Genomic DNA, 25,819 nt, shown 5'->3' on the forward strand with positions numbered 1-25,819 from the left:
CACCGCGACAAGCTCTACGCCCCGGGCTCTACGACGAGGCCATCCGCGCCCACACCGCGGCGGCGGCCTCGCGCGACTGCTCGGCCACCACCGTGGGGTTCACCGACAGCGGCCTGCGCGCCCAGACGCGCCACACGCCGTCCACCATCACCGCCTCCACGTGGCGGCTGCCCATCCCGTGCACCACGTGCCACGCCAGCGTCTCCGCCGTCAGCGGCGTGGGTGACAGGTAGTCCAGCACCAGCAGGTCCGCGAGCGCGCCCTCGCGCATGGGGCCGATGGCCGCCTCGAACACCTGCGACGCCAGCCGGTGGCCGTTGGCCAGGTAGCGCAGCACGTCGATGGGCTGCCCTGCCTCGCGCGAGCGCAGGTACGCCGCCTGCGCCTCCGCGAACAGGTCCGGCGACGTGCCGTCCGTGCCCAGCGACGCGCGCGCCCCGAACTTCAGCGCGGGCGCGTAGCCCACCTCCAGGCCCTGGTTGGAGCGCGGCGTGTGCAACAGCCACGTCCCCGTGGCCAGCACCTGCGCCAGGTCCGCCCACGCCAGGTGGCCCACGTGCGCCGCCATGGCGCGGGGCGACAGCAGGTTGCTCGTGAGCAGCCGCGTCACCGGCGGGTTGCCGTGGCGCTCGGTGGACAGCCGCTCGTCCAGCGGATCCTCGGCGAGTGGGAAGTGCAGCCCGGTGCCGGTGGTGTTGAGCGCCTCGCCCAGGCCCTGGAGCGCGTCGTCGCCGAGCGTGAAGCAGGGGCCCGCGCCCACCTGCCCGCGGAAGCGGCCCCGAGCCTTGCGCGCGAAGCTGACCGTCTCCTCCAGGCCCTCCTCGCGGCCCACCGCGCCCATGCGGTCCGTCACCGCGTAGGACAGCACGCCGCGCACCCCCACCTCATGGAGGCCGCGCGCCGCGCGCAGCAGCGAGCCCGTCACCGCCTTGGGCGAGGCGTGCAGGTCGAACAGGGTGGTGGTGCCGCACTGGATGGACTCCAGGCCGCCGGCCGTGGCGGCCACCTGCACCGCGTCCAGGTCCAGCGCGTTCTCGAAGGGCCAGCGCACCTGCTCCAGCAGGGCCTGGTAGGACGTCGGCGCCGGGTGGACCAGACCGCGCGACAGCACGCTCGCGAGCCGGTGGTGGGCGTTGACGAGCCCCGGGAAGACGAGCTTGCCGGACAGCGCGACCACCTCGTCGTCGGGGCCGGGCGCCAGGTCCTCGCCCCGGGCCACGATGCGCTCACCCTCGATGCGCAGGTCCACCCGCTCCACGGACGCGGGCTCCAGCTCGACGACGAAACCACCCTTGAGGACGGTGCCCAACATCTCTCCTTGCATCCGCGACGGGTCGCGAGGTTCGTGAAGGCGGCCCCCTCCCCTTAGGGGTCACGCTTGAGGCGGGGGAGGTTAGCACTCCCGCCCCGTCCTCCGTCATCGGGTCCACACATCCCTGCACCCACACCCGTCGTCCCGCTCCCCCCAATACGGTGGGCATGCCCGGAGCGTCCGGAGGGAAGGATGGGGACAGGCAGGCAGGCGGACCGTCAGGACGTTGGGCGCCGGGGGCTCGGGCCCGTAGACTGCCGCCACCTTGGTGTCGGAATCCGGCGTTTCGTGGGCAGGCCGCTACCGCTTGAGCGCGCGCATCGCGACGGGCGGCATGGCGGAGGTGTATCTGGCGCGCGCCATCACCCCGGATGGGCAGCGCGGCCCGGCCGTGGCGGTGAAGCGGCTGATGCCGCACCTGGTCGCGGACCGGCGCATCGTGCAGATGTTCCTCAATGAGGCGCGCATCACCGCGCAGGTGCGTCATCCGCACGTGGTGTCCATCCTGGAGCTGGGCATGGAGGGCGGAGAGCCCTTCATCGCCATGGAGCTCCTGGAGGGGCGCTCGTTCGCGGAGGTGCGGCAGGAGGCCGCCGAGCGCGGCCAGCGCGTCCCCCTGGGCATCACCCTGCGCGTGCTGGTGGACGCGTGCCGGGGGCTGGACGCCGCGCACCGCGCCGTGGACGAGGCGGGGCGGCCGCTGAGAATCGTCCACCGCGACTTCACGCCGGACAACATCCACGTCGGCGCGAACGGCGCGGTGAAGGTCATCGACTTCGGCATCGCGAAGGCGGACGCGCTGGGGTCCGGGACGGAGCCCGGGACGCTGAAGGGGAAGTTCTTCTACATGTCGCCGGAGATGATCGCCGGCCGCAGCGTGGACCACCGCGCGGACCTGTTCGCCGCGGGGGTGATGCTCTACGAGCAGCTGTGTGGCCGGCGGCCCTTCACCGGCATGTCCACCGAAGAGGTGCTCACGCGCATCTCGGAGGGACGGCCGAAGCCGCCCACCGCGTTCGACCCGTCGGTGCCGCAGGCGCTGGAGGCGGTGTGCCTCATGGCGCTGGCGAAGGATCCGGAGGCGCGCTTCGACAGCCTGCAGACGTTCATCGCCGCCATCGAGATGCTGGGCGGGCCCGCGGAGGTCGCCTCGCCGGCGCAGGTGGCCGCGTACCTGGACACGTTGTTCCCACCGGACAGCGACCCGAAGCGGCTGGCGCTGCGCAGCGCGAGGCTCGCGGATCCCTCCAATTCGGGCGCGGAGGGCGCGCAGGCCGTGGACGTGCTGCCGCCGTTCGGGGTGCAGGGCATTCCGTCCTGGCCCGTGCCGCCTCCGGCGGGCGCTGCTCCGGCGGCCTCCCGCCCCCTTCCGCCCGTGGGCCTGCAAACCGTGTCGCTGCGCGCCCGGCCCGCGACGGCTGGAGGCCCGGCCCCGGGTGGCGCGAACGGGCCCGTGGCATCCGGAGGCTCCAACGACGTGCCCGCGGGTGGCGAGACCTGGCCCGCGCCGCCGGAACTCCCTGCCGCGCCCCCGGGTGATGCCCACGGCGGAGCCCCCACCGGCCCTCAGGCCAAGGCTTCCCGTGGCGCCGTGGACGGCGGAGCCCCGGCGGGCGCCCAGGGCAAGGCGCCCCGGTCGCGCCGGGCCCTGGCCATCGTCGTGGGCGTGCTCGCGCTGGGGGGAGTGGGCGCGGGGGCCACGTGGTACCTGCGGCGCCCGGACGCGCCGCCTCCCGCGAGGATCGCCGCCGCCGAGGCCGCCACGACCGCGGAGGCGAAGGTGTCCGCGCTGGAGGGGCTGCACCAGGATGTCCGCGCCACGGCCGCGGAGCTGGCTCGCGCGGGCACGCTGCTGTTGAAGGCGGGCGCCCACTCGCAGGCCCTGACCCTGGCGGAAGCCTACACCTCGCGCTTCCCGAAGGAGGCGGAGGCGCACCTGCTCGCCGCGCGCGCCGCCACCGAGCTGCGCATGGGCAAGCGCGCGGAACGCGCCATCGACGAGGCCACCGCCCTCGCCCCCAAGGACGTCCGCGTGCCGCTGGCCCTGGCCGAGCTGCGCGCCCGCCAGGGCGACGTGCCGGGCGCGCTGACCGCCCTCGCGAAGGCGTACGCGCAGGCGCCCGGCTCCGCCCAGGTGGCCCCCCGCTACGGACAGCTCCTGTCGCAAGGAGGCCGGCTGGACGAGGCCGCCACCGTGCTGTCCGCCTGGACGCGCCAGCACGACGACGCCGAGTCCCTGGCGGAGCTGGGCTTCGTGCGCTTCCGCCAGGAGAAGCTGGACGACGCCGTCGCCCTGCTCAAGCGCGCACAGAGGAAGGCCCCCTCGCTCGCGGTGGCCCACTCCTACCTGGGGGCCGTCCTCTTCCGGCAAGGCGACCTTCGCGGCGCCGAGCGCGAGTACCGCGAGGCCGAGCGTCTGGCCCCGGATGACCCTCGCGCCCTCACCGCGCGTTGCCAACTCCACGTCCACGAGGGCGACGAAGCCGGGGTGGCCGAGGTGAAACGTACGCTGGCGGAAAGGTTCCCGGACCGGGCGCAGGCGCTCGCGGCGGAGTGCGGCACGGGGAACTAGCTTCCCCCCATGCGCCTTCGCTTCCTCGCCCTCGCCGCGTCCAGCCTGCTGCTGACCGCCACCGCGTGCGGCTCCACGGACGACATCGACACCCCGACCGACGCCGGGACGGTGCTCCCGGACCCGCCCTCCGGTGACGTGGCTCCCGCGGACCGCACGGCCTGCTCCGGCCTGACGGTCACGCCTGGCACCTACGACTGGACCGTCGAGCACGACGGACGCACCCGCGCCTTCCGCGTCCACGTCCCCACCGGCTACGACGCCACGAAGCCCACGCCCGTCGTCCTCAGCTTCCACGGCTTCGGCTCCAGCGAGCAGGAGCACGAGCAGCTGACCGGCTTCTCCACGCTGGCCGACGCGGAGGGCTTCATCGCGGTGTACCCGCGCGGCCTCAACTTCCCGGAGGTCTACGGCCGGGGCGAACCGGACACGCGCGGCTGGAACGGCGAGGCCTGCTGTGGCCCGGCGCAAATCGGGGGCGTGGACGACGTGGGCTTCGTGGACGCGCTGCTCGCGGACCTGGACACCCGCGTGTGCACGGACCCGCGCCGCGTCTTCGCCAACGGTTTCTCCAACGGCGGCTTCTTCTCCTACCGGCTGGCCTGTGAGCGCGCCCAGCGCATCGCCGCCATCGCGCCCGTGTCGGGCATGCTGGGCGTGACGGACTGCCGCCCGTCCCGGCCCATCCCCGTGCTCCACTTCCACGGCAGCGCCGACGAGACCATCCTCTACGACGGCGGAGACAACGTCCTCGGCGGCAAGCCCTACCCTTCCGCCGCGGAGTCCGTGCGCCGCTTCGCCGAGCGCAACGGCTGCACCGGCCCGCAGCAACAGACGTATCAGCAGGGCAACAGCACCTGCGTGGCGTATACGGGCTGCCAGCCGGAGAGCGCCACCGCGAGCCTGTGCACCGTCACCGGCGGCAAGCACGCGTGGCCCGGCCAGACGCTCTACAATGACGGCACGCCGGACCTGGATGCGTCCCTGCAGATGTGGCGCTTCTTCCAGGCGAGGCCCCGCCCCTGAAGGAGGCCGTCACCCTGGCCCGCGCCCTCATCATCAACGCCGATGACCTGGGCTACGACCCGGGCATCACCCGGGGCATCCTCCAGGCCCTGCGCGAGGGTGTCGTCTCCTCCGCCACGCTCCTGGTGAACGCGCCGAACTCCGAGCAGGCCGCGCGGCAGGCCCGGGGACTCGCCATCGGGTTGCACCTGAACCTGGACCGGGGCGCCCCCATGGACCCCGGCTTCCCTCGCGAGTGGCGCACCGTGGACGGAGGCCTCGCCGGAGCTCGCGTGGCGGAGCTTCCCGCGGACGTGGTGGAGGCGGAGGCGCTCGCGCAGCTGGAGCGGCTGGAGCGGCTGCTGGGCCAGGCCGCCACGCACCTGGACGTGCACAAGCACCTGCACCGGCACCCCCAGGTGCTGGAAGGGCTGTCACGCGTCGCGAGGCGCGCGGGCCTCCCGGTGCGGTCCATCGACGCGGCCATGCGCGGGGCGCTGCGGGCCCGGGGCGTGGCCACGAATGACGCCTTCGTGGGCGAGTCCGGCGAAACGGCGTACTGGACCCCGGAGCGCTTCTCCGCGGCCCTGGCGGCGCTGCCGGGCGAAGGCGTCACGGAGTGGATGTGCCACCCGGGCCACCTGCCCCAGGTCGTCACCACCCGCTACGCCGCTCAGCGCGAGGCGGAGCTGGCCACCTTCCTGGAGGCCCGCTCGCGCGCGGCATTGGAACAGGCGGGAATCCGCCCCACGGACTACCGCGTCCTCACGCGGGCGTGACGAGCGGAAGCTCCGACTCCACCGGCGTCAGCGTCCGGCGCTTCTCGCGCGTGAGCACGGTGCGCACGCCCGCGAGCAGCTCGTCCGGGCGGTAGTGCCGGGGACACAGCGCGGCGCTCTCCTGCGCCCACCACGGCCGCTCGTCCCCCGCCAGCAGGATGGGCACCGGCCTCGCGCGAGGCAGCGTGGCGAAGGTCTCCAGGAAGGTGCCCACCGCGGACTGCGTGGCGCTCGTGGACAGGACGATGAGGTCCACCGGCAGGTGCGTCGCCTTGCGCAGGGCCTCCGCGCCGCTCTGCACGGTGAACACCTCGAAGCCCTCGGCGCGCAGGGTGCGCTCCGCCGTGGCCTCCTGGTGCACGTCCTCGTCCAGCACCAGCACGCGCCGGGGCAGCCTGCGCACCTCGTGCGCGGGCATGCGCGGCAGGTCCAGCGAGAACGTGGAGCCCTCGCCCTCGCGGCTGCGCAGCGCCAGCGCGCCGCCGTGCATCTTCACGATGGAGTGGCTGATGAACAGCCCCAGCCCCAGCCCGCCGAAGTTGCGGTGCGACACGTTGCGCGCCCGGTAGAAGCGCTGGAACACCAGCGCCTGGTCCGCGCCCGGAATCCCGATGCCGTGGTCCTGCACCTGGATGCGCGCCGACTCCGCCGTGCGCCCCACCTTCACGGAGATGGGCGCCCCCGCCGGGCTGTACTTGTGCGCGTTCTCCAGCAGGTTCACCAGCACCTGCTCCAGGCGGTCCCGGTCTCCCAGCACCCAGACGCCGTCGTGCGGCACGTCCACCGTGAAGGGGCGCTCGAAGGCATGGCGGAAGTGGTCCACCACCTCCGCCACCAGCTGCCCCACCTCCAGCGGCGCCGAGTCCAGCGCCAGCCGCCCCAGCTCCAGGCGGCTTGCGTCCAGCAGGTCCTCCACCAGCCCCGCCAGCCGGTCCACCTGCCGCTTGGACTTGAGCACGCTCGCGAGCGACACCGGCTGCCCGGAGGCGATGCGGCGCTCCATGGAGTACAGGCCCAGCTTCAGCGGCGTGAGCGGCGTCTTCAGCTCGTGCGACGCGATGGACATGAACTCCTCGCGCACGCGCAGGGCCGCCTGGGCCTCGCGCAGCAGGCGCGCGTTCTCCACCGCCACCGCCAGCTGGCTGGCCGCCGCGCTCCACATCTCCAGCTCGCGCACGGAGAACGAAGCGCCCTGTTCCTTGTAGATGAGCAGCAGGCCCACCGTCCGGCGCGGCGCGCACAGCGGCACCGCCGCGAACACGGAGCCCACCGCGTCCCCGTAGCCTCGCTGGATGCCCAGCTGCGGCTGGCGCAGGGCCAGGGCCTGCCGGTAGGGGTCCTCCGACGGGTCGAACACGTCCTGGGGCGCGTCCAGGCCCTCCAGGTCCGACACCGCCATGCGCTTGAGCGTCGCGTCGTCCTCCTCGTAGAGGAACACCTCCGCGCGGCGCACCTGGGCGCACCGCACCAGCGACACCACGGCGGCCGAGCAGACGCGGTCCACCTCCAGCGACTCACCCACCGCGCGGGCAATCTCCCGCACGGCCTGTGAAAACGCGCCCTCGTCGTCCACACCGGACGGCTCCACCACCAGCCACGCCCCGGCCGAGCCGTTCGTGTGGGTGGGCTTCACCTGCACACGCACCTGCCGGAGCGCGCGGGTGATGACGTGGCCGGAGTGCACCCGGCCATCGCGGATGGCGCGCGCCAGGGCCTCCAGGCTGCGGCCGGGCTCCAGGGCGTCCAGCAGGGTGCCGCCCGGAGCGAGCGTCACGCCCGTCTTGGCCGCGAAGCCCTCGTCGCACCACTGGACGCGCAGGTCGGGCCCCACGCGCAGGAGCGCTTGGGGCAGGCACGAGAGGACATCCTCGACGTCGTTGGGTGGCAGCATGGAAGGGGCGGGACGCGCTTGGCTTCAGGGGTCGCCGGAGGGAGATAGGAATCCCCGAGCATGATCGCCAACCACCCCCCGACGTTCTCCTGTCCTGGAGGGTCCTGGCACGTTGGCCCCCGAACAGAGCCCTGGGCCAGGCAGCCGGGGAGGCGACGTTGGGGAGGGCGGTGACACGCGCCGAACGTGTGCTAGACGACAGCGCATGTCCTCCAAGCCGTCCAAGGAAATCCAGACCTTCCCCAACCCCGCCGCCGATCGCGACTATGAAATCGCCTTCGACGTGCCGGAGTTCACCTGCCTGTGCCCGCTGACGGGCCAGCCGGACTTCGCGCGCTTCACCATCAAGTACGTGCCGGATCAGCTGTGCGTGGAGCTCAAGAGCCTGAAGCTCTACATGTGGTCCTACCGCAACGAGGGCGCCTTCCACGAGAAGGTGACCAACACCATCGCGGACGACATCATCAAGGCCATCCAGCCGCGCAAGCTCACGGTGGTGGGCGACTTCTTCGTGCGCGGCGGCATCGGGACCATCGTCACCGTCACGCACGACAAGAAGCAGCAGGCCTGAGGCCCTTCCCTCAGCGGGTGAGCTGCTCCAGGAGCGGCGCCCACTGGGACTGGGACAGGTAGAGGCCGGTGCCGGCCGCGGCGGTGCCCGCGGCGAGCGCGGCCAGCACCCACTTGAGCTTGCTCGGCGCGCGCACGGGCTTCTTCGAGGCGAAGACGTCCAGCACGCCCAGCTCCTGCTGGGTGAGGTGGGCCAGGGCCTCGGTCTCGGTGAGCTTCTCGCGGTAGCGCAGGAAGGCCACGAGCAGCGCGGGGTGGGACACGCGCACCTCGTGGGCGAGGAACAGGTCCAGCTCGCGGCGCATGGCCGCGGCATCCGGGAAGCGGGCCTCCGGCTTCACCGACAGCGCGCGCTTCACGATGCGCGCGAGCGGTGGCGGCACGTTCGGCGCGGCCTTCTGGAGGGGGATGAACTTGCCGTCGCGGATGCGGGCGAAGACCTCGCCGGCCGTCTTGCCCACGAAGGGGCGCGTGCCGGAGAGGGCCTCGTAGAGGAGCACGCCCAGGGAGAAGATGTCGGTGCGCGCGTCGATGGGCGCGCCGGTCACCTGCTCCGGGGACATGTACGACGGCGTGCCCACGGCCATGCCCTGCTGGGTGAGGGCCTCCAGGCTGACGTCCTTGGCGATGCCGAAGTCCATGAGCTTCACCTCACCGGACTTGGTGAGCATGACGTTCGCGGGCTTCAGGTCGCGGTGGATGATGCGGCGGAAGTGGGCGTGGTCGAGCGCGCTGGCGATGCGCGCGCCGATGACGGCGGCGACGTCCGGGGGGAGCGGGCCGTCCTTGATGAGGCCGTGGAGGGTGGGGCCGTCCACGTACTCCATGACCATGAAGAGGCTGTCGTTCTTCTCCACCAGGTCATAGAGGGTGACGATGTTCTGGTGGCGGAAGGCGGCGAGCGCCAGGGCCTCGCGGCGGAAGCGGGACAGGGCCTCCTGGTCGCGCTGGCCTTCGGGGAGCAGCTCCTTGATGGCGACCTCGCGCTGAAGCAGCTCGTGCAGGCCGCGGTACACCAGTGCCATGCCGCCCCGGCCCAGCTCGCCGAGCACGCGGCAGGCGCCAATCTTGCGGTGACGAAGTCTCTCGGATTTCTCGGCGGCGGCGGTCACGGGGCCGCAGGGTACCGATTCACGTCTCATGCGTCGATGGGCCCTCCTTCACGGGGTGGGTTCGCACAGGTGTGATGGAAAGGCGCGGTGTCGCTGTCTCACGCCAGGGTGCCTACCTGCCGAGCGTGGACTGGCAGGATGGGGACATGGGCCTGGGACGCTGGACGGATTGGCTGTGGGTGTTCGTGGCGGTGGGGCTGGGCGGCTGCGCCGGCCCGCGGCAGGGCACGTATGCGCAGCGGAGCTTCGATTCGGTGTCGAACACCTGCCGGACCCAGCCGGCGCTGTGCACCGGGGCGGAGTCGGTGCTCCCGGGAGTCCGCGCGGCGGAGGTGGCGGTGGTGGTCGCCGGGGCCCGGGCGATGCTGGACGAGGACGCGAAGCGGGCGGTGGAGTCCGTGCTGAAGGAGTGCGCGGAACAGGCGCGGTCAGCGGTGCTGCTTCGCGAGCACGAGGGGCGAAGCCCCACGCCTATGCAATGCAAGGAGCAGGTGCGCAACGCGCAGGGTGAGTCCGTCAGCCGCGCCATCTGGCTGGGGAACCAGATGCATGCCGTGGCGCTGGAGTGTGTCGAGCGGAAGTTTGACTCGATGATGCCGGGCCGCTTCAGCATTGAGCCGACCTACCGGTTCGACCGGCGTACAGGCACCAGCACACTCCTCGGTAAAGAAGAGGTCCAGTTGCTCAAGCAGCCCCGTTTCCGGCATGAACTGAAGGGCACGCTGACGCCAGATTTCGTCATCCACACGGGTGATCCGCTACAAGTCAGTGTCGTCTACGACTTCAAGTTCCCCTGTACGAACGTCTCGGAGCCACCTGAATGGCGCTCAGGAGGTTCTTCATTGAGCGGGCCGACCCAGAAAGAAAGCTATATGCAGGCATTCCGCCTGGGCACCAGGCAGGTCCTCCGCGTCGTCCCCAGACTTGGAATCTTCGAATGACGCAATCAATCCCACACATTCGCCTCCATGTGAACGGCGACTTCGACGAGAAGCTCCTCGTCGTGCGAGACGGACTCCAGCTCTGTCTCTTCCTGCCGCATGCACATGAAACATTGAAGCCCCACATCCAGCGGGCTCTCGACATCTACCTCCATGCCATTGGAAGGGAGTCCCTGAGTTTCTATGTGGACCCCGACGGTCAGTGGCAGTCTCTCGACGCGGCGGGATGGGATTTCATCCAACAGGAACTCCATGAGGAGTTCGGCAGTCGGGTCCACATGGTGGGGTCTTCCGCCCCAGGTGAATCCACGACGCGTCATCGATTCCGGTTCCAGTACGTGGGACGCCTCGAAGACTCCTACTGGCCGGACTCCGTCAGCGCCCTGCTGATGACCTTCCCGACGAAGTTCCTGGAAGCACAGGGTCCCGAGCGCTTTCGAGCGCTGGCGCTTGAGATTGCGGGTTCACTGCCCTTCGGTTCAGGTCATGCAGGCCTGTCATTCAACGGATTGCCCCAGGCTTCTGTCGTCCGTGACGAGATGAAGGCACTGAGCTTCCGTTATCCGGCCATGGACGTGATCAGCCTGGACGATGTGGCCCGGGAGCTGGGCACCCGCGTGCGCGCCCCGGCATGGATGAACTTCCTGGGTCCTCCCATGCTCAATGAACTGGGCGGCATCGACTCCCTGCGCTCCAGGCTGCACTCGCCGGACACCACCGTGCAGGCTTTGGGACCGGACCGGGCTGTCGTCACACTGGGCCCCTTTCCTGAAGCTGGTGACACCGAGCAAGGACAGACATTGCCCGCCTACCGGGAGCTCGCGCGCGTGCTTGAGCCTTGGCTGTACCAGGCGTCATCTCCCGAGCAACGCCGCTGGCAGCGCCGCTTCCTCGACTGAGCGCTCCGCCTCCCGTTCCCCTCCGCCCTGCACCGCCTCGCGGGCGTTCCCATGCTTCTCCCATCCAACGTGCCTGGGGAGGACGCCATGACGGAACAGGACGCATACATCCAGAAGATGGAGGCCGAGCAGCGCGAGGCGACCGCTCGCTTCCGCGAAATCGAAGCCCAGGCGGAGCTCGCCGACAACGAGGAGACACTCGACGTCCTCACTGGCGTCCGCGGGTTCAACGACGACGTCAACCGCGAGCTCCAGGCGCTCCGCCGCGCCGACCAGCGCGACTGGGAGCGCCTCAAGGGCGGCGCGGAGAATGCCCGCCGCCGCTTCCATGAACACCTCGACCGCGCCGGCACCCGGTGGGAAGAACTCCGCGCCGCCTACCGCCGTCAACGCGAAGCCGAAGTGCGCGAGCTGAGCGCCCAGGTGGACCGCTGGGAGGCCGCCCGCAGGCGCGCCACCGCCGAGGACTCGCTCCTCACCCGCGAGGAGCTCGACTTCATCAAACGCGGCCTGAAGAACGCCGGCGACCTGCTGAACAACCTGCGCCACGCCCACGGGCACGCCTGGAAGACGGTCCGCGAGCAGTACGAGGCCAACTGGCGCGAACTGATGGAACGCTCCCGCCGCATCCGCGCCGACAGCGACGTCGCCGCCGGAAGCACGGCCCCCTGATGCCCCATCTTCTCCGGCGCCATACGGCTGTCACACGGCTACGCTAGGAACCGCCCCCACCCGGAGGGGCACGGCCCGGAAGGACCGTGCCCCTCCCAGGCGTTTCCGTCCGCGAGCCCATGGCCCTTCCTGCCCGCCCGACCCAGCCTCCCGTCCTCGCCGCCATTGATGTGGGCACCAACGCCGTGCGCCTGGAGCTGGCCCGCCCGGACGCCGAGGGCTCGCTCGAAACCCTCCACCAGGAGCGGGACCCCATCCGCCCCGGCGAGGGCGTCTTCACCACCGGCGAGATGCCCCAGGAGACGGCCGACCGCCTCCTGTCCACCCTGCGCCGCTACGCCGCCCTCTGCCGCCGCCACAAGGCCCAGGTGCGCGCCGTCGCCACCAGCGCCCTGCGCGAGGCCCGAAACCGCCAGGACATCGTGCGCCGCGTGCACGAGGAGGCCGGCCTGGAGCTGGAGGTCGTCAGCGGCAAGGAGGAGGCCCGCCTCATCTGCCTGGGCGTGCTGCACCGAAAGCCCGCCAACACCCGCTCGCTCCTCGTGGACATCGGCGGCGGCAGCACCGAGGTCGCCATCGCCACCGGCGAGAAGCCCGACGAGCTCTGGAGCCTCGCGCTGGGCTCCGTGCGCCTCACGGAGGTGTTCGACACCGCGCGCGCCGTGACGCCCAAGCAGCTGCGGCTGATGCGCGGCTTCGTGGACGAGGTCCTCCACAAGACCCTCCCGGAGAAGCTCCCCGCCCTGCCCCGCGTGGCGCTGGGCTCGTCCGGCACCATTGGCGCCGTGGTGGGCTTCGCGTCCGCGGAGAACGGAGGCAACGCCACCGTGCGCCAGCTCACCCAGACCGTGGAGACCCTGGCGAAGATGCCGCCGGAGCGCCGCCGCAAGCGCTTCGACCCGCGCCGCGCGGACATCATCGTCTCCGGCGCCGTCATCCTGGAGGGCGTCGCGCGCCACCTGGGCGTGGAGTCCGTCAGCGTCGTCAACCGCGGCCTGCGCGACGGCCTGCTGGTGGACCTGCTCTACCGCCAGGACGAGTCGCGCGAGGACCACAGCCTCGCGGACGCGGCCCTCGTCATGGGCCAGCGCTTCCGCTTCGACGAGAAGCACGCCCGTCAGGTGGCCCGCCTGTCCCTGGCCCTCTTCGACAGCCTGGCCGCGCTGCACCAGCTGCCCCTGTCCGTGCGCCCGCACCTGGAGGTCGCCGCGCTCCTGCACGACATCGGCACGGCGGTCAGCTACGAGCGCCACCACCGCCACACGTACTACCTCATCCACAACGCGGACATCCCGGGCCTGGCGGACCGCGAGCGCGAAATCATCGCGCGCGTCGCCCGCTACCACCGGCGCTCGCAGCCGGAGCTGTCCCACTCCGGCATGGCCGGGCTCACCCCGTCCGAGGCGCGCCGCGTGCGCAAGCTGGCCACGCTCCTGCGCCTGGCGAACGCGCTGGACCACAGCCACCACCAGCCCATCCGCGACTTCAAGGTGACGGATGGCCGCGAGGCGGTGACGCTGCACCTGCACGCCCGCCAGCCCCTCGACCTGGAGCTGTGGAACGCCGAGCGCGAAGTGGCCCAGTTCCGCAAGGTCTTCGGCAAGCGGCTCGCGTTCCAGGTCCACTCGACCGGCCGCTAGGGCCACTGCCTCCCCGCCCGCCCTCCGACGGAGGGAGCGCGGCGCCAGTCCTGCCCGGCTCCATCGCCGTGGCCAGAGTCCAGACGAACGGGTCCCGTGTGCCTTCAGCAAGGCGCCGTGGGCCTTCACGTCTTTCAAGGCCCTGGCGGGGGCAAGGAGCGGAACATGAAGGCAGTCGTTTTCCACGGCATTGGGGACATCCGGCTGGACGACGTCGCGGAGCCGAAGCTGAAGGAGCCCACGGACGCCATCATCAAGCTGACCGCCAGCGCCATCTGCGGCACGGACCTGCACATGATCCGCGGCACCATGCCCGGCATGAAGCCCGGCACCATCCTCGGCCACGAGGGCGTGGGCGTCATCGAGCAGCTGGGCAAGGACGTGCGCAACTTCAACGTGGGTGACCGCGTGGTCATCTGCTCCACCATCGGGTGCGGCAACTGCTCATACTGCCGCGCGGGCTATTACGCCCAATGCAACGACGCGAACCCCAACGGCCCCGACGCGGGCACCGCCTTCTTCGGCGGCCCGGAGATGACGGGCCCCTTCGACGGCATGCAGGCGGAGAAGGCGCGCATCCCGTTCGCGGCCGTCACCATGGTGAAGGTGCCCGACGGCGTCACCGACGACCAGGCCATCCTCGTCTCCGACATCTTCCCCACGGGCTACTTCGGCGCGGAGATGGCGGAAATCAAGCCGGGTGACACCGTGGCGGTGTTCGGCTGCGGGCCGGTGGGCCTGTTCGCCATCGTGAGCGCGAAGCTGCTGGGCGCGGGCCGCATCTTCGCCATCGACAGCCACGAGGACCGGCTGGCGCTCGCGAAGGCCCAGGGCGCGGAGGTCATCAACTTCGAGGAGGAGGACCCGGTGGAGACGCTCAAGCGCTTCACCGGCGGCATCGGCGTGGACCGCGCCATCGACGCGGTGGGCGTGGACGCGCAGCACGCGCACCACGGCCCGGCCGCCAAGAAGGCCAAGGCGGAGAAGCCCGAGTTCAAGCGCGAGGTGGAGCAGGTCGCTCCCAAGCAGAAGCCGGACGGCGCCAACTGGGTGCCCGGCGACGCGCCGTCCCAGGCCGCGCAGTGGGCGGTGCAGGGGCTGGCCAAGGCCGGCACGCTGTCCATCATCGGCGTGTATCCGCAGACGATGAACGCGTTCCCCATTGGCGAGGCGATGAACAAGAACCTCACCCTGCGCATGGGCAACTGCAACCACCGCAAGTACATCCCCAAGCTGCTGGAGCTGGTGCGCTCCGGCACCGTGGACCCCACGGCCATCCTGAGCCACGTGAAGTCCATGGCCTCCGCCATCGACGCGTACCGCAACTTCGACCTGCGCAAGCCGGGCTGGGTGAAGGTGGAGCTGGAGCCGGGCGTCACCCTCCAGTGACGTGCGTCATGAATCCAGGATGAGGCACGTGTCGCCGAACTCGTGCCCCAGGTAGCCCGCGCCCTCCGCGTGCGCCGAGGCCCGCTGCAACAGCGGCAGCGGCGCGAAGGCCTGGAGCAGCGCATGGTGGCTGCTCCCCGGGTCGTGCACGCCGGTGAGCAGCCCGTGCACCACCCGGGGCACGTAGCCGGGCCCGAGCAGCAGGTCCGTCACGGCCTCGCCCGGCACCAATGCCCCGTGTTGCGTCGCGCGGCCTTCCAGCGCGCGCACCACGGTGGTGCCCACCGCCACCACGCGTCCGCCCTTCGCGCGCGTCTCCTCCACCAGCGCCACGGTGCGCTCGGGGATGTCCGAGCGCTCGGGCCGGGGCAGTACGGCATCCAGCGCCGCGTCCCCCGTGGAGGAGAGGCCCGCCGCGTGCGTGAGGGACGCCCAGCGCACGCCGCGCGCCTTCATCTGAAGGAGCACGGACGCGGTGAGGGGCAGGCCCGCGGAGGGCATCTCCGCGGCCCACGGACGTGCGGCGTAGAGCGTCTGCACGTGCCACAGCGCCAGCGGTCCCGCCGTGTACGCGTACTGCACCGGACGGCCCGCCGTGTAGAGGGCCTGCCAGAGCGCCGCGCCCCTCAGGTCGAAGGCCACGCGCAGGAGCCGCGGTGAGGGCGGCAGCACCTCCACCACCCGCGCGGTGAGCCCGCCGGCTTCCAGACGCGCGCCCACGGGAAGCTCGGGCGGTGGGGGCCGGTCCTCGGTGCGCCGGCGCCAGTCGCCCGCGCCGAAGAGGACGGCCGTCCAGGTGTCGTCCGGTTCGTGGGAGAGCAGGCGCAGCTCGATGGGCGCGCCCGCGCCGGTGCGGCCCGTGAGCGAGCCAGGCAGCGTGGCCGCGTCGTTCATCACCAGCAGGTCGCCTTCGCGCAGGAGCTGGGGCAGCTCCGAGGCGACGGTGTCGGTGAAGCGCTCGCGGCGGGGCTCGACGTGCAGGAGCCTCGCGGTGTCGGGGCGTTCCCGGGGCCAGCGGGCGGCGTTCATGCGGCCTCCCATCTCGCGGCCTCGAAGCGCTGACCGGAGGCGGTGTCGCGGGCCTCCACGAGCGCGAGGATGCGCGCGGCCACGTCCTCCGGCTTCGCCAGCGTCGCGGGGTCGGCGTCCGGGAGCGCTTCGGCGTGCATGCGCGTGTCCATGTCACCGGGGTCCACGGTGAGCAGGCGCACGCCGCTGCCCTCGAACTCCGCGGCCCAGATGCGCGTCAGGTGTTCGAGCGCCGCCTTCGACACGCTGTAGGCGCCCCAGCGGGGATAGGCGGACACGGCGGCGTCGGAGGTGACGTTGAGGATGAGGCCGCGGCCCCGGACCACCATGCTGCCCGCCACGGCCTTCGTCAGCCGGAAGGGCCCGAGCAGGTTGACCTCCAGCACCTGCGACACGTCCTCGCACGCCGTGTCCAGCAGGAGCGGGAGCGGCGTGGGGCCCAGGGTGCTCGCGTTGTTGATCAGCACGTCCAGCGGGCCCACCAGCGCGGTGGCCGCGCCCACCAGCGGGTAGATGGCCTGCTTGTCCCCCACGTCGAAGGCGAGCGCGTGCACCGCCAGCCCCCGGGCCTTCAAGGGCGCCACCGCCGCGTCCAGAGCCTTCGCGTCGCGCGCGACGCCCACCACCCGGGCGCCCTTCAGGGCGAAGGCCTCCATCAGGGCCCGGCCCAGCCCCCGGCTCGCACCCGTCACCAGCACTGCCTGGTCATGCATGTCCATGGCTTGCTCCTCCTTGGGAAGAAGGGATAGCCGAGGGGCTCTGACGGGATGGAAGGAACGCCAATGCGTTGGCAGAATGCCAGCGCATGAGCGAAGAGGACCTTCCGGGCAGGCTGGCGCGCAACCTGCGGACCCTGCGGGAGACGCGAGGGGCCACGCAGGTGCAGCTGGCGAAGCTGGCGGGCGTGCCCCGGGCCACCTGGGCGCATCTGGAGTCCGGCGCGGCGAACCCGACGCTGTCGGTGTTGCACCGGGTGGCGGGGGCGCTGCAGGTGTCCCTGGAGGAGCTGCTGGCCCGGCCCAAGGCGAGCGCCCGGCACTACCGGCGAGACAGCCTGCCCGTGCGCCAGCGAGGCGCGGCGTTCTTGCGAAAGCTGCTGCCGGATCCGCTGCCGGGCATGGAGTTCGACCGGCTGGAGCTGCCAGCCAGGGCGCGCATCACCGGAGTGCCCCACACGCCGGGCACGCGCGAGTACCTGGCCTGTGAGTCCGGAACCCTGGCACTGGTGGCCAGTGGAGAGCGCTTCGTCCTCGAAGCCGGAGACGTCGTCGTCTTCCGGGGCGACCAGAAGCACTCATACGAGAACCCCGGCGCGCGCACGGCGGTGGGCTACTCCGTCGTGCTGCTCGCGCCGTCGCTCTGAAGCCCTACTCCCCGGTCTTGAGCCAGAACCAGCGCCGCTCGGAGCGGAGAGCCCCGGAAAGGAACTCGGAGAACGAGGCCGCGATCCGGGTGCTGTAGTACGGGTCCGGGAATCCCTCGCGGTAGCCGTCGATGATGGGATACCGGCCGCCGTGCTGCTGGCCCACGTCCACGAGGATGTAATTGCTGTCCTGGAGTGCGCACGTCGCGTACCACGACGCGGGCCCGGACTTGTCGCTGTCGTCCTGGAGCATGACCACCCGCGCGCGCCGGATCATCGCCAGCGGGAGGAAATGGAAGTCCGGGTCGATGCGGTCGAACAGCTTCGCGCCATCGCAGTGCAGATAGAACGCACGCAGGTCCGGATCCAGCGCCCATCCCATCCGGGCCTCGAACGCTGCAATGTGAGCGGGCGTCGCCGGAGGATTGGGGAAATGGCGCCGTGACACCTCTTCCAGCAGCTCGGTCATCGTCGGCATATGACTACTCTCCGTAGGGGTAGCTCGCCCCTGCGGTCGTCCATGGGGGTTGGCCCGCGTAGCACTGGTTGTAGAGCCCCAACAGCGTCTCGTGAATGTCCTTGGGGTAGGGAATGATGTTGTCCCAATCGGTGGGATTGCCTCCATGCTTGAGGTCGCGGAGGTGGTGCGCCTGGTAGGGCGACCCATCCGCCTCGCGGGGCCACTCCATGAAGCATGAATCGATGAAGCAGGCGTCCATTCATGAACTGGTGGCAGCCTTCGCGAAGGCCGCGGAGCTGCACGGACAGGCGTCCATTGAAGGCGCTCACCGAGCGGCCAACGCGCAATACGACAAGCTCAACGCAGCAGGGCGGGAGCTGCGCACCCGGGGAGAGGATGGACGTTCGGCCCTCACGGGACTGCTGCAAGACAGCAACCCTCGAGTGCGCCTCTGGGCTGCATCCCATGCCCTGGAGTTCGCCCCCGTGCTCGCGGAAGCGGAACGGGAGCGGTTGTCCCAGGGCCCCGCAGGCGTGGTGAGGCTCGACGCCGAGATGACGCTCAGTGAGTGGAGGTCAGGGAACCTGAAGTTCACGGAGAGCTGAGCGAAGCCACCTGCTCCGCCCCACCGCCCTGCCAGGTCAGCATCCCCCTCACGCCCACGTCTCGCTCGCCGCCCGCGCGGAGCCTCCAGGGGACCGCCACGCCGAACTCCACGGACTGTCGCTGCCTGCGGCTTCATGCGGCACGAACCTGTCCGACTGTCGGACTGGTCTGGCGGAAAGCACGCCCGGCGGGCCCGGGCCTCTCTCTCGGACTTCACCTTTAAAGTCCAAGTGATGTGGACTTTTCAGGTCCACCATGCCCAGACTCCCGGGCGGCGCCGTCGCGCCGAACCCTGGCCCCCGAGGAGTCATGTCCACGTCCACCCCTGCCGGCGGGCCGGTGCGCCCCGGACCTGCAGCGCGCCTCGGTGCCTTCCTGGCCACGCCCGGCCAGCCCCGGCCGCTCTTCACCATCGACGGCGTTCGCTACGAGGCCATTCGCGAGCTGGTGCGGATGCAGACAGGGGAGCTGCTGATGCTCGCCCGCCGCTTCCCGGAGCGCCGGGACACCCTGCCCGGGCTCTGCTTCGTGCGGCGGCTGGCCAATCCCTCCACCACGCTGCGCCGCACGCGCCTGGGAGAGGAGATCCAGCTGGCCTTCCGCCTCCATCACCCCGCCATCGCCCAGGTGTTCCACCGCAAGGTGCACCGGGACGCGCTGCACGTGGTCATGGAGTACGTGGACGGCCCCTCGCTGGAGACGCTGGTGAGCGCGAGCGTGGCGCGCGGCCAGCCGGTCTCCGAGGCCTTCGCCCTCTACGTGGGGGCGGAGCTCGCCGAGGCGCTGCACCATGCGCACACGCTGAAGGACGAGACGGGCAAGCCCCTGGGAATCATCCACCGCGACGTCAACCCCCGGCACGTCTACGTGGGAGCGCACGGCGAGGTGAAGCTCGTGAACTTCGGCGCGGCCTACTCGGTGGTGATTGGACGCGAGGAGTCGCCCGCGAACCTCGTCCGGGGGGACGTCGCCTATGCCTCACCCGAATACCTGGAGCGGCTGCCGCTGACGCCGCGTTCCGACGTCTTCAGCCTGGGCGTGCTGCTGGTGGAGCTCTTCACCGGCAAGCATCCCTTCGACGTGCAGGACGTGCCCCGGCCACCCTTCGGCCTGAACCCGCTGCGGGTGGAGACCCTTCCCTCGCTGCCGCTGACGCAGATGCGGGTGCTGCTGGCCAACTTCGGCCCCGCCGAGGTCGAGGCGGCGGTGGAGCGGCTCTCGCCGGACGTGAAGCGACTGCTGCACGCGGCCCTGCGCTCCAAACCCGAGGAGCGGATCGCCACGGCGGCGGAGCTGCGTGACGTCCTTCGCGCGGCGCTCGTCAGGCGGCACCCAGGCTACGGACGCCAGGAGGTCGCCAACGAAGCCGCACGGCTGCTGGCGGACGGCAGCGTGCTCCGGGACGTGGTGGAGTTTGGCGAGGGCGGCCTCTTCCCGGAGGGCTTGGAGGAACACGAACTGGTGGGCCTGGGGAAGAAGTAGCGCCTTCAGCGCGCCAGCACGGAGGCGACGTGCAGAAGGGCGTCCAGCTTCTCCGCGTCCAGCTTGCGCGCCAGGTGCAGCAGGCGCCGCAGGTCCGGCGCGTCGCTGTCTTCCTGGGGCGCGGGCTTCCGGCCCTTCTTGCGTACGTCCCCCTCCGGCGTCAGGCCCAGCATCGCTTCGGGGGAGACACGCAGCTCCTGGCAGAGGCGGTAGAGGGACGGGACGCTGGGCAACATCTTGCCGCGCTCCAGGCGGCTGTAGACGGGGTGCACCAGTCCAATGCGCTCGGCGACTTCGGCCTGCGTCAGTCCCAGATGCTCGCGGGCGGCGCGCGCCGCCATGCCAATGGTGATGCCGAGTTCTTCATTCATGGAGGGCGCGCAGCGTATCCGAGACGTCCGCCCCGGGCCCTCGCCCCCGGAGCGCGTGCGGCCCTCGCGGGGAAAAGACCGCATGCACGTACCACGGGAGCCTGAAGTGAGGACGCCTTGAAACCACCTCCCGCCATCCTGGTGCCCGGGGCCGAGGTGCTGGGCTACACGGTGGAGCGCCAGCTGGGACAAGGCGGCTTCGGCACGGTGTACCTCGCGCGCAACGCGGGCCAGCCCTTCGCGCTGAAGCTGTTGCACCTGCCGCGCGTCGGGGAGCGGGTGGAGCGCGAGGTCTCCATCCTCCTGAAGCTGCGTCACCCCCACGTCGTGGGCCTCCAGGGCTACGGGCTGTGGCCGCCGGGCGAGCCGCGCTTCGCGGTCATCGTCATGGAGTACGTGGACGGACGCCGGCTGGACGCCTGGGCCGACGAGGAGAACCCGTCCGCGCGGCAGGTGGCGCGAGCCGTGCTGGACGTGGCGCGGGCGCTCAGCGCGGCGCACGCGGCGGGGGTGCTGCACCGGGACGTGAAGGAGGCCAACGTCATGGTGCGTGGCTCGGACGGCCTGGCCAAGCTGGTGGACTTCGGGATTGGCGACTACTCGGGCGCGCGAGGGCTGACGGAGGACATCCTTCCGCCGGGCACGCCGGAGTACCGCGCCCCCGAAGCGTGGCGGTACTTCCGGCAGCACGCGCGAACCCCGGGGGCCCGCTACGTGGCGAGCGCGCCGGATGACCTGTGGGCGTTGGGCGTCGTCCTCTACTGGCTGCTCACGGGACGCAAGCCCTTCGATGGCGAGGACGACGCGGCGTTCATCGAGGCCGTGCTCACCCAGACGCCCACGCCACCGTGCGAGGAGAACGAGCGCGTGCCACGGGCGCTGAGCGGCGTGTGCATGGGGCTCCTGGAGAAGGCGCCCGAAGCGCGCACGCCGGATGCGCTCGCCGTCATCGCCGCGCTGGAGGAGGCGCTGCGGAGCGCGGACGCGGCGTGGGACGTGCCGCTGTGCGACGCGTTCGGCGAGGACACCGCGACGACGGAGAGCCAGCAGGACAGCTTCGAGAAGTGGCTGAACCGGCCGAGGCACCGGCCCCGGCGGGGAGCGCGCGCGGAGCCGGAGGGGCCCCCGGGGCCTGCCAGAGCCCCGACACCGGTGAGGGCGAGACCGCGAGCCTTCCGAGCATGGACCGCGATGGCCATGGTCCTGGCAATGGTCGCGGCAGGAGCCGTGCGGATGCGTGGGACTTCGCCTTTTCCCGAGGCAGTCACGCTTCGTCAGGAAGTAGCGCCCACTGACAAGTCGCCTCAATCTGACCGGGCTGCGGCTCCCAGCGGGCCAGAGGCCACCGCCGCGGCCGTCGCCCTTCAAGCGACGCACCAGGAGGTCCCAGCCACCGTGACGACGCAGACGCCAGAGACTCCCTCCCTTCCGCTCCCCTCGAAGCCCGCGAGGAAAGTCCGGAGCGTCATGACCCGCGCGGCGGGCACGGCGGCCTGCACGGCCTTGATGGGCTGCCCCGGCCCGCAGGTGCGTCCTCCACCACCGCCCGAGCCCTGCCCTATTGGAGCGGTGAAGGCCATGCAGGAACGGGGCATCGAAATGGGGGAGCAATACATCGCGGCCTTCGACTTCTCGCGGCCGCGCATCATGTCGGTGTCCGAAGGCCCCGCCCAATTTGTCCTGGCCGAAAGGGTGGGAAGCCTGCACAGCGGGACGGCACTGTCAGGCCGGCTCATCGTGAGGGATCGCGTCTATGGGCGCCTGACTTGGGCGGTAACCAAGCCAGGCGACAGCTTTCCCGTGTGTCTGGAGGTCTTCACAGAGGGGGGAGGCCGGGGCATGGAGAGGGAGCCTGGAGACGACTCACCGTCGAGCGCCCGGGTCTTCACCACGGTGCGAGTGAAGGCGGTGGAGGAGTTCGAGTAGCAGGCTTGCCTGGGAGACGCCGCCAAGTGCCCTCTACATCCACGGTTGTCCTCCTGGCGCTCCTGTTCGCGAGCGCGGCAGCATTCGCACAATCCGAGAGCCCGGCCTCCGTGCCGGGCGCCCGGCGCATCGAGCTGCCCCCAGACGGGAGTCCATCCAGCGCGGAAGTCGCGGTCAGCGCAGGTCTCTCCACGGGGCTCTATTTCGACTCGGACCTGATGCGTGACGGCATCGAACTGGAAGGACGGGAGCGATTCTCGCTGGTGGACATCGGTCAGGCCACCCTCCGCCTGGTTCCGTCTTCACGTGTGACCCCTGGCGAGCACTTCCGGCTCGTCGTGCGCTTCAGGGATGGCGCGGCCCCCGTCAGTGCTTCCTTTCTCCTCCGGGTGCATCCCGCGAAGGCGGACCCCCTCGTTGAAGTCTTTCGCGGGAAGCGGACGATCGAGACCTATCAACAAGAGGCCCGGGAGCTCCGTGCGGAGCTGGAGCGCTGCCGGGATGAGAACTCACGGTTGGTGGCCGAGCATGAAGCCCCAGCCGGGCTGGCGGGGCTCCTCTCCACCGGAGCCCTGGATGAGAACGGTGTGTCGGGGAGCGTCGTGACCAAGGACATCCTTCCCTCTTCTGGAAATGCCCTGGAGGCGACCTCCGTCACCACATACCGCGCCAAGAAGGCGGTTGCCGTCGTGGTCAATCTGGTGACGAAGGCGGGTGCGCGGCCCTGGAGCCCGAAGGGGGCGACACTTCGAGGCAAGAGCGGAGCGGAGTTGAAGGTGCTTCGCATCTGGCAGCAGCCATCCAGTCCCTTGGATGCGGCCCGAAGCATCGTGGTCGAGGCCGAGGCCCCGAAGGCCAGTGTCCAGGGGCCGTTCTCCTTGAAGCTCTGGGAGGACGGACCGCGCACCGTCACACTGGGCAACGTGACGTTCCCCTGAGACCGCTGCGCGGTGGCATCCGACTGCCGATGCCATGTCGGACCGAAGTGGAAGCATTCGGGGTGTCCACCCTCCCAGGTGGGCGCCCCGGAGGTGGACGATGCGCGTGAGTGTCGTGGCGCTGTTCGCGGCCTTGCTGATGGTGGGCTGCGCGGGCGTGGAGACTTCTTCCGCCAGAGGGGGTTCACGAACCCTCCGGCAGCGCGCCGCCCATGGGTCAGACGCGTCCGGCGAGGGACGCCGGAGCGCCAACACCGAAGACGGCACCCCCGACGAGGAGGCGGACACTCAACGACTTCACCGGCGTCAATCCGTCCGCATTCCGGTGGGGACGGTCATCCTCACTCCCTCCGGGAAGGTCTCGCGGCAAGCCCTGGAGATGGGCCTGCTGGACGTGGACGCCTTCGAGAAGTTGCTGGTGCGTGCCGGCCTGGAGGACGTGGACGAGCTGCCCCTGCGCCGCAATCCCTTCACTCCGGATGACGCGGTGGAGGTGCTGGGCCGGTTGATGGAGAAGCCGGTGACGCTCGGCACCTTCCCACCCCGCATGGCTGCGGGCTTCCTGCTGCGGGAGGTATTGGAACGCGGCGAGGTTTCCCGCGAGGAGCTGGCACGGCGGGTGGCGCGCTTCGCTCGCGAGCAGGTAGCAGTGCTGCGACCGGACGGCTACCTCGCATGGGCACTCACCGGGCTCACCCAGCAGAAGGTCGCGCCCATCCACTGGAAGGACGGAGCCTTCCGAGCAGGCAACTTCGAACTGGGACGCTTCTACAGTGGCAAGGGCGGCGTCTTCCGCCACGTCGATGCGCAGCTCCAGGCATCGGACCGGCGCCCCCTGGCCGAGGTGTACGACGACGCGGACGTCCTCGGCCGCTCGCTGGACGGTGCCGAGGATGCCTTCGTGGAGCTGTACCACGTGCTGGGGCAACTCCTCTCCCGCCCCGCTGACAGCATCGCGGGACTGCGCAACCTCCCGGCGGGCGTCGTGGCCCTCATTGCGTCGTCGCCCGAGTACTGGGAGCGCTTCCAGTACATGACGGCCGGCGAGCAGATCCGCGAGACGGCCCGGCTGACGACAGGGGTGCTCGTCACCTGGGGCTCGGCCTCGGCCACGACACGGACGCTGAAGGGGCTGGTGTCGGGTGTCGACGCCACGGTGCCCGTCCTGTCGCTGTCAGCACAGGGAGCATTGGTGCTGGAGCGAGTCTCCATACCCGTGGGGCGCACAGCGGCGGTGTTGAGCAGTGGTCCCGGTGCAGCCATCATCCTCCAACGCGTTGATGACTCAGGGTCGGGTGACGGAAACGGTGGAGGTTCGCCGCCGAACGGGCCCAGGGGCTATTCGTCCTTCAAGTCGTTCAAGCGGGCCCTGGGGCCGGCGGGGAATGGGAAGGAGTGGCACCACATCGTGGAGCAGACAGATGGGAACGTGGCGCGCTTCGGGCCGCAGGCCCTCCACAACACGGAGAACGTCATCCCGCTCGACAAGGCACTTCATAACTCGGTGAGTGCGTTCTATTCGTCGCACCAGTATCGGATCACAGGCTCGACATCGCTGACTGTGCGGCAGTGGCTGAGCACCCAATCATTCGAAGCCCAATCCGCATTCGGGCTGCGCGCGATGGAGAACATTCGGAACGGACTATGGTGACGGAAGACCTTCAGAAACTCGTCGCGAAGTTCGCGCAGCATGCGGAGGCACAAACAGAGGCAATCATGCAAGGAGACTCGAAAGCCGCGAACAAGCACGCGAAGGAATCGATTGCAGCGTTCAAACGGCTGAAGACCCACGGAGATGTGGGACGGGACGCACTCGCAACCCTCTTCACCCATCCGCGGATGGATGTTCGAACGGCAGCGGCGGCATTGCTGTTGCGGTACCGCACTGCTGAAGCCAAGGCGGTGTTGGAGGAGGCTGCGAAGGGAAAGGGGCTCATCCCCTTCGAGGCCCAGGAGGCACTGAAACGCTGGGAAGAAGGAACCTGGACCCTGGACCCTGCTTGAGCGACCCCATCCGCTAAGCCCCACCGCCCTGCCAGGTCAGCATCCCCATCACGCCCACGTCGCGCTCGCCGCCCGCGTGAAGCCTCCACGGCACCGCCACGCCGAACTCCAGGGACTTCAGCGGGCGCGCCAGCAGGCCCGGGGCCAGGAGCAGGGTGGAGGTGCCGTCCTCGTCCCGCCAGCCGGCCTCCACCATGGGCCGCAGTGGCCCCAGGGCCAGCACCGCTCCGGCCGCGAAGTCCGGATGGAGCTCGCTTCCCAGCCCGCGCACCCCGGGCAACTCCTCCGCCTTGAGCTGGAGGTTGAAGCCCACCGGCCCCACGTCCTGATACGCCAGCAGGTACGGCTCGAAGCCCGGACGGAAGCGGCCGTCCCGGACGTCTCGCGTGGCCTCCAGGTCCATGCCCAGGCTCAGCGTGAAGCCGCGCTGTCTGTCATTGACCAGCGCCAGCCCGATGCCCGCCTCCGCCGTGTCCAGCCCTCGCGGGCCCTCCAGCGTCGTCAGCGCCACCTTCGCCTCCAGCTGCATCCGGTCGCTGCGGCCGTACTCACCACGCACCGGCAACTCGAAGCGCGTCTCGTCCTGCTGCCGCGTCCACTCCAGCCCCGTGCCCAGCTCCACCTGGCCGCGCTGCTGCGGGGGCGCGCCATCCCCCAGGAAGAACTCCTGCACGCGCCCTTGCACCCCTTCCTCCGCGACCGCGGGCACCGCGAAGAGGCCCACGACTCCCACCGTGACGAGCCGCCGTACGTTCGCCATGCCAGCAGGGTGGACACGGGCCTGATGCTCCGGGGCCTCCCCGCCGTGGCACCCACCGCTCGGCTGCCCGCCTGCTCCTGACGGGACAAAGCCACAGG

General features: G+C 70.7%; 25 protein-coding genes. 16 read left to right on the forward strand and 9 right to left on the reverse strand.

Annotation, left to right across the window (positions count from 1 at the left end):
- Window positions 1-28: 28 nt before the first annotated feature.
- The gene (locus tag NR792_RS21460; protein WP_375761661.1) at window positions 29-1,309 is read right to left on the reverse strand and encodes an amidohydrolase family protein; all 1,281 of its coding nucleotides are present in this window, start codon (window positions 1,307-1,309) and stop codon (window positions 29-31) included.
- A gap of 337 nt (window positions 1,310-1,646) precedes the next feature.
- Here NR792_RS21460 and NR792_RS21465 point away from each other — a divergent pair, with 337 nt between their 5' ends.
- From NR792_RS21465 to NR792_RS21475, 3 genes are read left to right on the forward strand one after another with little or no spacing between them, the layout of a single operon-like run.
- Complete coding sequence (locus NR792_RS21465; RefSeq protein ID WP_375761662.1) at window positions 1,647-3,884, forward strand: protein kinase; 2,238 nt, start codon at window positions 1,647-1,649, stop codon at window positions 3,882-3,884.
- Window positions 3,885-3,893: 9 nt separating this feature from the next.
- Window positions 3,894-4,910 carry an alpha/beta hydrolase family esterase gene (locus NR792_RS21470; protein WP_375754538.1) on the forward strand — a complete coding sequence of 339 codons (1,017 nt, stop codon included), beginning with the start codon at window positions 3,894-3,896 and terminating at the stop codon, window positions 4,908-4,910.
- On the forward strand, window positions 4,877-5,668 hold the full coding sequence (locus tag NR792_RS21475; RefSeq protein ID WP_375754539.1) for a carbohydrate deacetylase: 792 nt from the start codon (window positions 4,877-4,879) through the stop codon (window positions 5,666-5,668). Before NR792_RS21470 ends, NR792_RS21475 begins: the two co-directional genes overlap by 34 nt.
- On the opposite strand, the gene NR792_RS21480 is transcribed toward NR792_RS21475, so the two are convergent.
- The gene (locus NR792_RS21480; RefSeq protein WP_375754540.1) at window positions 5,655-7,559 is read right to left on the reverse strand and encodes an ATP-binding protein; all 1,905 of its coding nucleotides are present in this window, start codon (window positions 7,557-7,559) and stop codon (window positions 5,655-5,657) included. The two genes, NR792_RS21475 and NR792_RS21480, sit on opposite strands and share 14 nt — an antisense overlap.
- A 205-nt stretch (window positions 7,560-7,764) precedes the next feature.
- Between NR792_RS21480 and queF the strand changes: the two genes are divergently transcribed.
- Entirely contained in the window at window positions 7,765-8,130 is a 366-nt protein-coding gene (queF, locus tag NR792_RS21485) for a preQ(1) synthase (RefSeq protein ID WP_120577584.1), read from the forward strand.
- A gap of 10 nt (window positions 8,131-8,140) precedes the next feature.
- On the opposite strand, the gene NR792_RS21490 is transcribed toward queF, so the two are convergent.
- Window positions 8,141-9,154 carry a serine/threonine-protein kinase gene (locus NR792_RS21490; RefSeq protein ID WP_375761663.1) on the reverse strand — a complete coding sequence of 338 codons (1,014 nt, stop codon included), beginning with the start codon at window positions 9,152-9,154 and terminating at the stop codon, window positions 8,141-8,143.
- Between the two features lie 233 nt (window positions 9,155-9,387).
- Here NR792_RS21490 and NR792_RS21495 point away from each other — a divergent pair, with 233 nt between their 5' ends.
- The 5 genes from NR792_RS21495 (at window position 9,388) to NR792_RS21515 (ending at window position 14,782) form a co-directional block, all read left to right on the forward strand.
- Entirely contained in the window at window positions 9,388-10,182 is a 795-nt protein-coding gene (locus NR792_RS21495; RefSeq protein WP_375754541.1) for a hypothetical protein, read from the forward strand.
- Complete coding sequence (locus NR792_RS21500; RefSeq protein WP_375754543.1) at window positions 10,179-11,081, forward strand: DUF3396 domain-containing protein; 903 nt, start codon at window positions 10,179-10,181, stop codon at window positions 11,079-11,081. Before NR792_RS21495 ends, NR792_RS21500 begins: the two co-directional genes overlap by 4 nt.
- 87 nt (window positions 11,082-11,168) lie before the next feature.
- A complete protein-coding gene (locus tag NR792_RS21505) occupies window positions 11,169-11,753 on the forward strand; it encodes a hypothetical protein (RefSeq protein ID WP_375754544.1) in 585 nt (194 codons plus the stop codon).
- A gap of 119 nt (window positions 11,754-11,872) precedes the next feature.
- Window positions 11,873-13,393 (forward strand): HD domain-containing protein, encoded by a 1,521-nt coding sequence (locus tag NR792_RS21510; RefSeq protein WP_375754545.1) that lies wholly within the window; start codon window positions 11,873-11,875, stop codon window positions 13,391-13,393.
- A 165-nt stretch (window positions 13,394-13,558) separates the two neighbouring features.
- On the forward strand, window positions 13,559-14,782 hold the full coding sequence (locus tag NR792_RS21515) for a zinc-dependent alcohol dehydrogenase (RefSeq protein ID WP_375754546.1): 1,224 nt from the start codon (window positions 13,559-13,561) through the stop codon (window positions 14,780-14,782).
- Between the two features lie 6 nt (window positions 14,783-14,788).
- Here NR792_RS21515 and NR792_RS21520 read toward each other — a convergent pair whose 3' ends face one another.
- Both NR792_RS21520 and NR792_RS21525 read right to left on the reverse strand, forming a co-directional pair.
- Window positions 14,789-15,811 carry an S-adenosylmethionine:tRNA ribosyltransferase-isomerase gene (locus NR792_RS21520; RefSeq protein WP_375754547.1) on the reverse strand — a complete coding sequence of 341 codons (1,023 nt, stop codon included), beginning with the start codon at window positions 15,809-15,811 and terminating at the stop codon, window positions 14,789-14,791.
- Window positions 15,808-16,530, reverse strand: coding sequence for an SDR family NAD(P)-dependent oxidoreductase (locus tag NR792_RS21525; RefSeq protein ID WP_375754548.1), 723 nt, complete (start codon window positions 16,528-16,530; stop codon window positions 15,808-15,810). Before NR792_RS21525 ends, NR792_RS21520 begins: the two co-directional genes overlap by 4 nt.
- Before the next feature lie 86 nt (window positions 16,531-16,616).
- Here NR792_RS21525 and NR792_RS21530 point away from each other — a divergent pair, with 86 nt between their 5' ends.
- The gene (locus tag NR792_RS21530) at window positions 16,617-17,174 is read left to right on the forward strand and encodes a helix-turn-helix domain-containing protein (protein WP_120525222.1); all 558 of its coding nucleotides are present in this window, start codon (window positions 16,617-16,619) and stop codon (window positions 17,172-17,174) included.
- Between the two features lie 4 nt (window positions 17,175-17,178).
- On the opposite strand, the gene NR792_RS21535 is transcribed toward NR792_RS21530, so the two are convergent.
- Both NR792_RS21535 and NR792_RS21540 read right to left on the reverse strand, forming a co-directional pair.
- Window positions 17,179-17,643, reverse strand: a complete 465-nt coding sequence (locus NR792_RS21535; RefSeq protein ID WP_375761664.1) for an SMI1/KNR4 family protein — start codon at window positions 17,641-17,643, stop codon at window positions 17,179-17,181.
- A gap of 13 nt (window positions 17,644-17,656) precedes the next feature.
- Window positions 17,657-17,863: a hypothetical protein gene (locus tag NR792_RS21540; protein WP_375754549.1), complete on the reverse strand. Its 207-nt coding sequence runs from the start codon at window positions 17,861-17,863 to the stop codon at window positions 17,657-17,659.
- A 13-nt stretch (window positions 17,864-17,876) separates the two neighbouring features.
- Between NR792_RS21540 and NR792_RS21545 the strand changes: the two genes are divergently transcribed.
- Complete coding sequence (locus tag NR792_RS21545; protein ID WP_375754550.1) at window positions 17,877-18,239, forward strand: DUF2019 domain-containing protein; 363 nt, start codon at window positions 17,877-17,879, stop codon at window positions 18,237-18,239.
- Window positions 18,240-18,549: 310 nt separating this feature from the next.
- Window positions 18,550-19,722 (forward strand): serine/threonine-protein kinase, encoded by a 1,173-nt coding sequence (locus tag NR792_RS21550; protein ID WP_375754551.1) that lies wholly within the window; start codon window positions 18,550-18,552, stop codon window positions 19,720-19,722.
- A gap of 5 nt (window positions 19,723-19,727) precedes the next feature.
- On the opposite strand, the gene NR792_RS21555 is transcribed toward NR792_RS21550, so the two are convergent.
- Complete coding sequence (locus NR792_RS21555; RefSeq protein WP_375754552.1) at window positions 19,728-20,093, reverse strand: helix-turn-helix domain-containing protein; 366 nt, start codon at window positions 20,091-20,093, stop codon at window positions 19,728-19,730.
- A 117-nt stretch (window positions 20,094-20,210) separates the two neighbouring features.
- Between NR792_RS21555 and NR792_RS21560 the strand changes: the two genes are divergently transcribed.
- From NR792_RS21560 to NR792_RS21575, 4 genes are all read left to right on the forward strand, one after another.
- Entirely contained in the window at window positions 20,211-22,019 is a 1,809-nt protein-coding gene (locus NR792_RS21560) for a protein kinase (protein WP_375754553.1), read from the forward strand.
- A gap of 26 nt (window positions 22,020-22,045) precedes the next feature.
- A complete protein-coding gene (locus NR792_RS21565; protein WP_375761665.1) occupies window positions 22,046-22,957 on the forward strand; it encodes a DUF2381 family protein in 912 nt (303 codons plus the stop codon).
- A 100-nt stretch (window positions 22,958-23,057) separates the two neighbouring features.
- Window positions 23,058-24,608, forward strand: a complete 1,551-nt coding sequence (locus tag NR792_RS21570; protein WP_375754554.1) for a hypothetical protein — start codon at window positions 23,058-23,060, stop codon at window positions 24,606-24,608.
- The gene (locus NR792_RS21575; protein WP_375754555.1) at window positions 24,602-24,961 is read left to right on the forward strand and encodes a DUF2019 domain-containing protein; all 360 of its coding nucleotides are present in this window, start codon (window positions 24,602-24,604) and stop codon (window positions 24,959-24,961) included. Before NR792_RS21570 ends, NR792_RS21575 begins: the two co-directional genes overlap by 7 nt.
- Before the next feature lie 13 nt (window positions 24,962-24,974).
- On the opposite strand, the gene NR792_RS21580 is transcribed toward NR792_RS21575, so the two are convergent.
- Entirely contained in the window at window positions 24,975-25,721 is a 747-nt protein-coding gene (locus NR792_RS21580; RefSeq protein ID WP_375754556.1) for a hypothetical protein, read from the reverse strand.
- Between the last annotated feature and the right edge of the window lie 98 nt (window positions 25,722-25,819).

Origin of the sequence: Corallococcus exercitus, from assembly GCF_042231735.1 — a bacterium.
Taxonomy (GTDB): Bacteria; Myxococcota; Myxococcia; order Myxococcales; family Myxococcaceae; genus Corallococcus; species Corallococcus exercitus_B.

Excerpts from the sequence above, each read along its gene's own strand:
- NR792_RS21465 (WP_375761662.1), top strand. The coding sequence starts at position 1,647 with ATGGCGGAGGTGTATCTGGCGCGCGCCATCACCCCGGATGGGCAGCGC.
- NR792_RS21470 (WP_375754538.1), top strand. The coding sequence starts at position 3,894 with ATGCGCCTTCGCTTCCTCGCCCTCGCCGCGTCCAGCCTGCTGCTGACC.
- NR792_RS21480 (WP_375754540.1), bottom strand. The coding sequence starts at position 7,559 with ATGCTGCCACCCAACGACGTCGAGGATGTCCTCTCGTGCCTGCCCCAA.
- queF (WP_120577584.1), top strand. The coding sequence starts at position 7,765 with ATGTCCTCCAAGCCGTCCAAGGAAATCCAGACCTTCCCCAACCCCGCC.
- NR792_RS21490 (WP_375761663.1), bottom strand. The coding sequence starts at position 9,154 with ATGGCACTGGTGTACCGCGGCCTGCACGAGCTGCTTCAGCGCGAGGTC.
- NR792_RS21495 (WP_375754541.1), top strand. The coding sequence starts at position 9,388 with ATGGGCCTGGGACGCTGGACGGATTGGCTGTGGGTGTTCGTGGCGGTG.
- NR792_RS21500 (WP_375754543.1), top strand. The coding sequence starts at position 10,179 with ATGACGCAATCAATCCCACACATTCGCCTCCATGTGAACGGCGACTTC.
- NR792_RS21505 (WP_375754544.1), top strand. The coding sequence starts at position 11,169 with ATGACGGAACAGGACGCATACATCCAGAAGATGGAGGCCGAGCAGCGC.
- NR792_RS21510 (WP_375754545.1), top strand. The coding sequence starts at position 11,873 with ATGGCCCTTCCTGCCCGCCCGACCCAGCCTCCCGTCCTCGCCGCCATT.
- NR792_RS21515 (WP_375754546.1), top strand. The coding sequence starts at position 13,559 with ATGAAGGCAGTCGTTTTCCACGGCATTGGGGACATCCGGCTGGACGAC.
- NR792_RS21520 (WP_375754547.1), bottom strand. The coding sequence starts at position 15,811 with ATGAACGCCGCCCGCTGGCCCCGGGAACGCCCCGACACCGCGAGGCTC.
- NR792_RS21525 (WP_375754548.1), bottom strand. The coding sequence starts at position 16,530 with ATGGACATGCATGACCAGGCAGTGCTGGTGACGGGTGCGAGCCGGGGG.
- NR792_RS21530 (WP_120525222.1), top strand. The coding sequence starts at position 16,617 with ATGAGCGAAGAGGACCTTCCGGGCAGGCTGGCGCGCAACCTGCGGACC.
- NR792_RS21535 (WP_375761664.1), bottom strand. The coding sequence starts at position 17,643 with ATGACCGAGCTGCTGGAAGAGGTGTCACGGCGCCATTTCCCCAATCCT.
- NR792_RS21540 (WP_375754549.1), bottom strand. The coding sequence starts at position 17,863 with ATGGAGTGGCCCCGCGAGGCGGATGGGTCGCCCTACCAGGCGCACCAC.
- NR792_RS21545 (WP_375754550.1), top strand. The coding sequence starts at position 17,877 with ATGAAGCAGGCGTCCATTCATGAACTGGTGGCAGCCTTCGCGAAGGCC.
- NR792_RS21550 (WP_375754551.1), top strand. The coding sequence starts at position 18,550 with ATGTCCACGTCCACCCCTGCCGGCGGGCCGGTGCGCCCCGGACCTGCA.
- NR792_RS21555 (WP_375754552.1), bottom strand. The coding sequence starts at position 20,093 with ATGAATGAAGAACTCGGCATCACCATTGGCATGGCGGCGCGCGCCGCC.
- NR792_RS21570 (WP_375754554.1), top strand. The coding sequence starts at position 23,058 with ATGCGCGTGAGTGTCGTGGCGCTGTTCGCGGCCTTGCTGATGGTGGGC.
- NR792_RS21575 (WP_375754555.1), top strand. The coding sequence starts at position 24,602 with ATGGTGACGGAAGACCTTCAGAAACTCGTCGCGAAGTTCGCGCAGCAT.
- NR792_RS21580 (WP_375754556.1), bottom strand. The coding sequence starts at position 25,721 with ATGGCGAACGTACGGCGGCTCGTCACGGTGGGAGTCGTGGGCCTCTTC.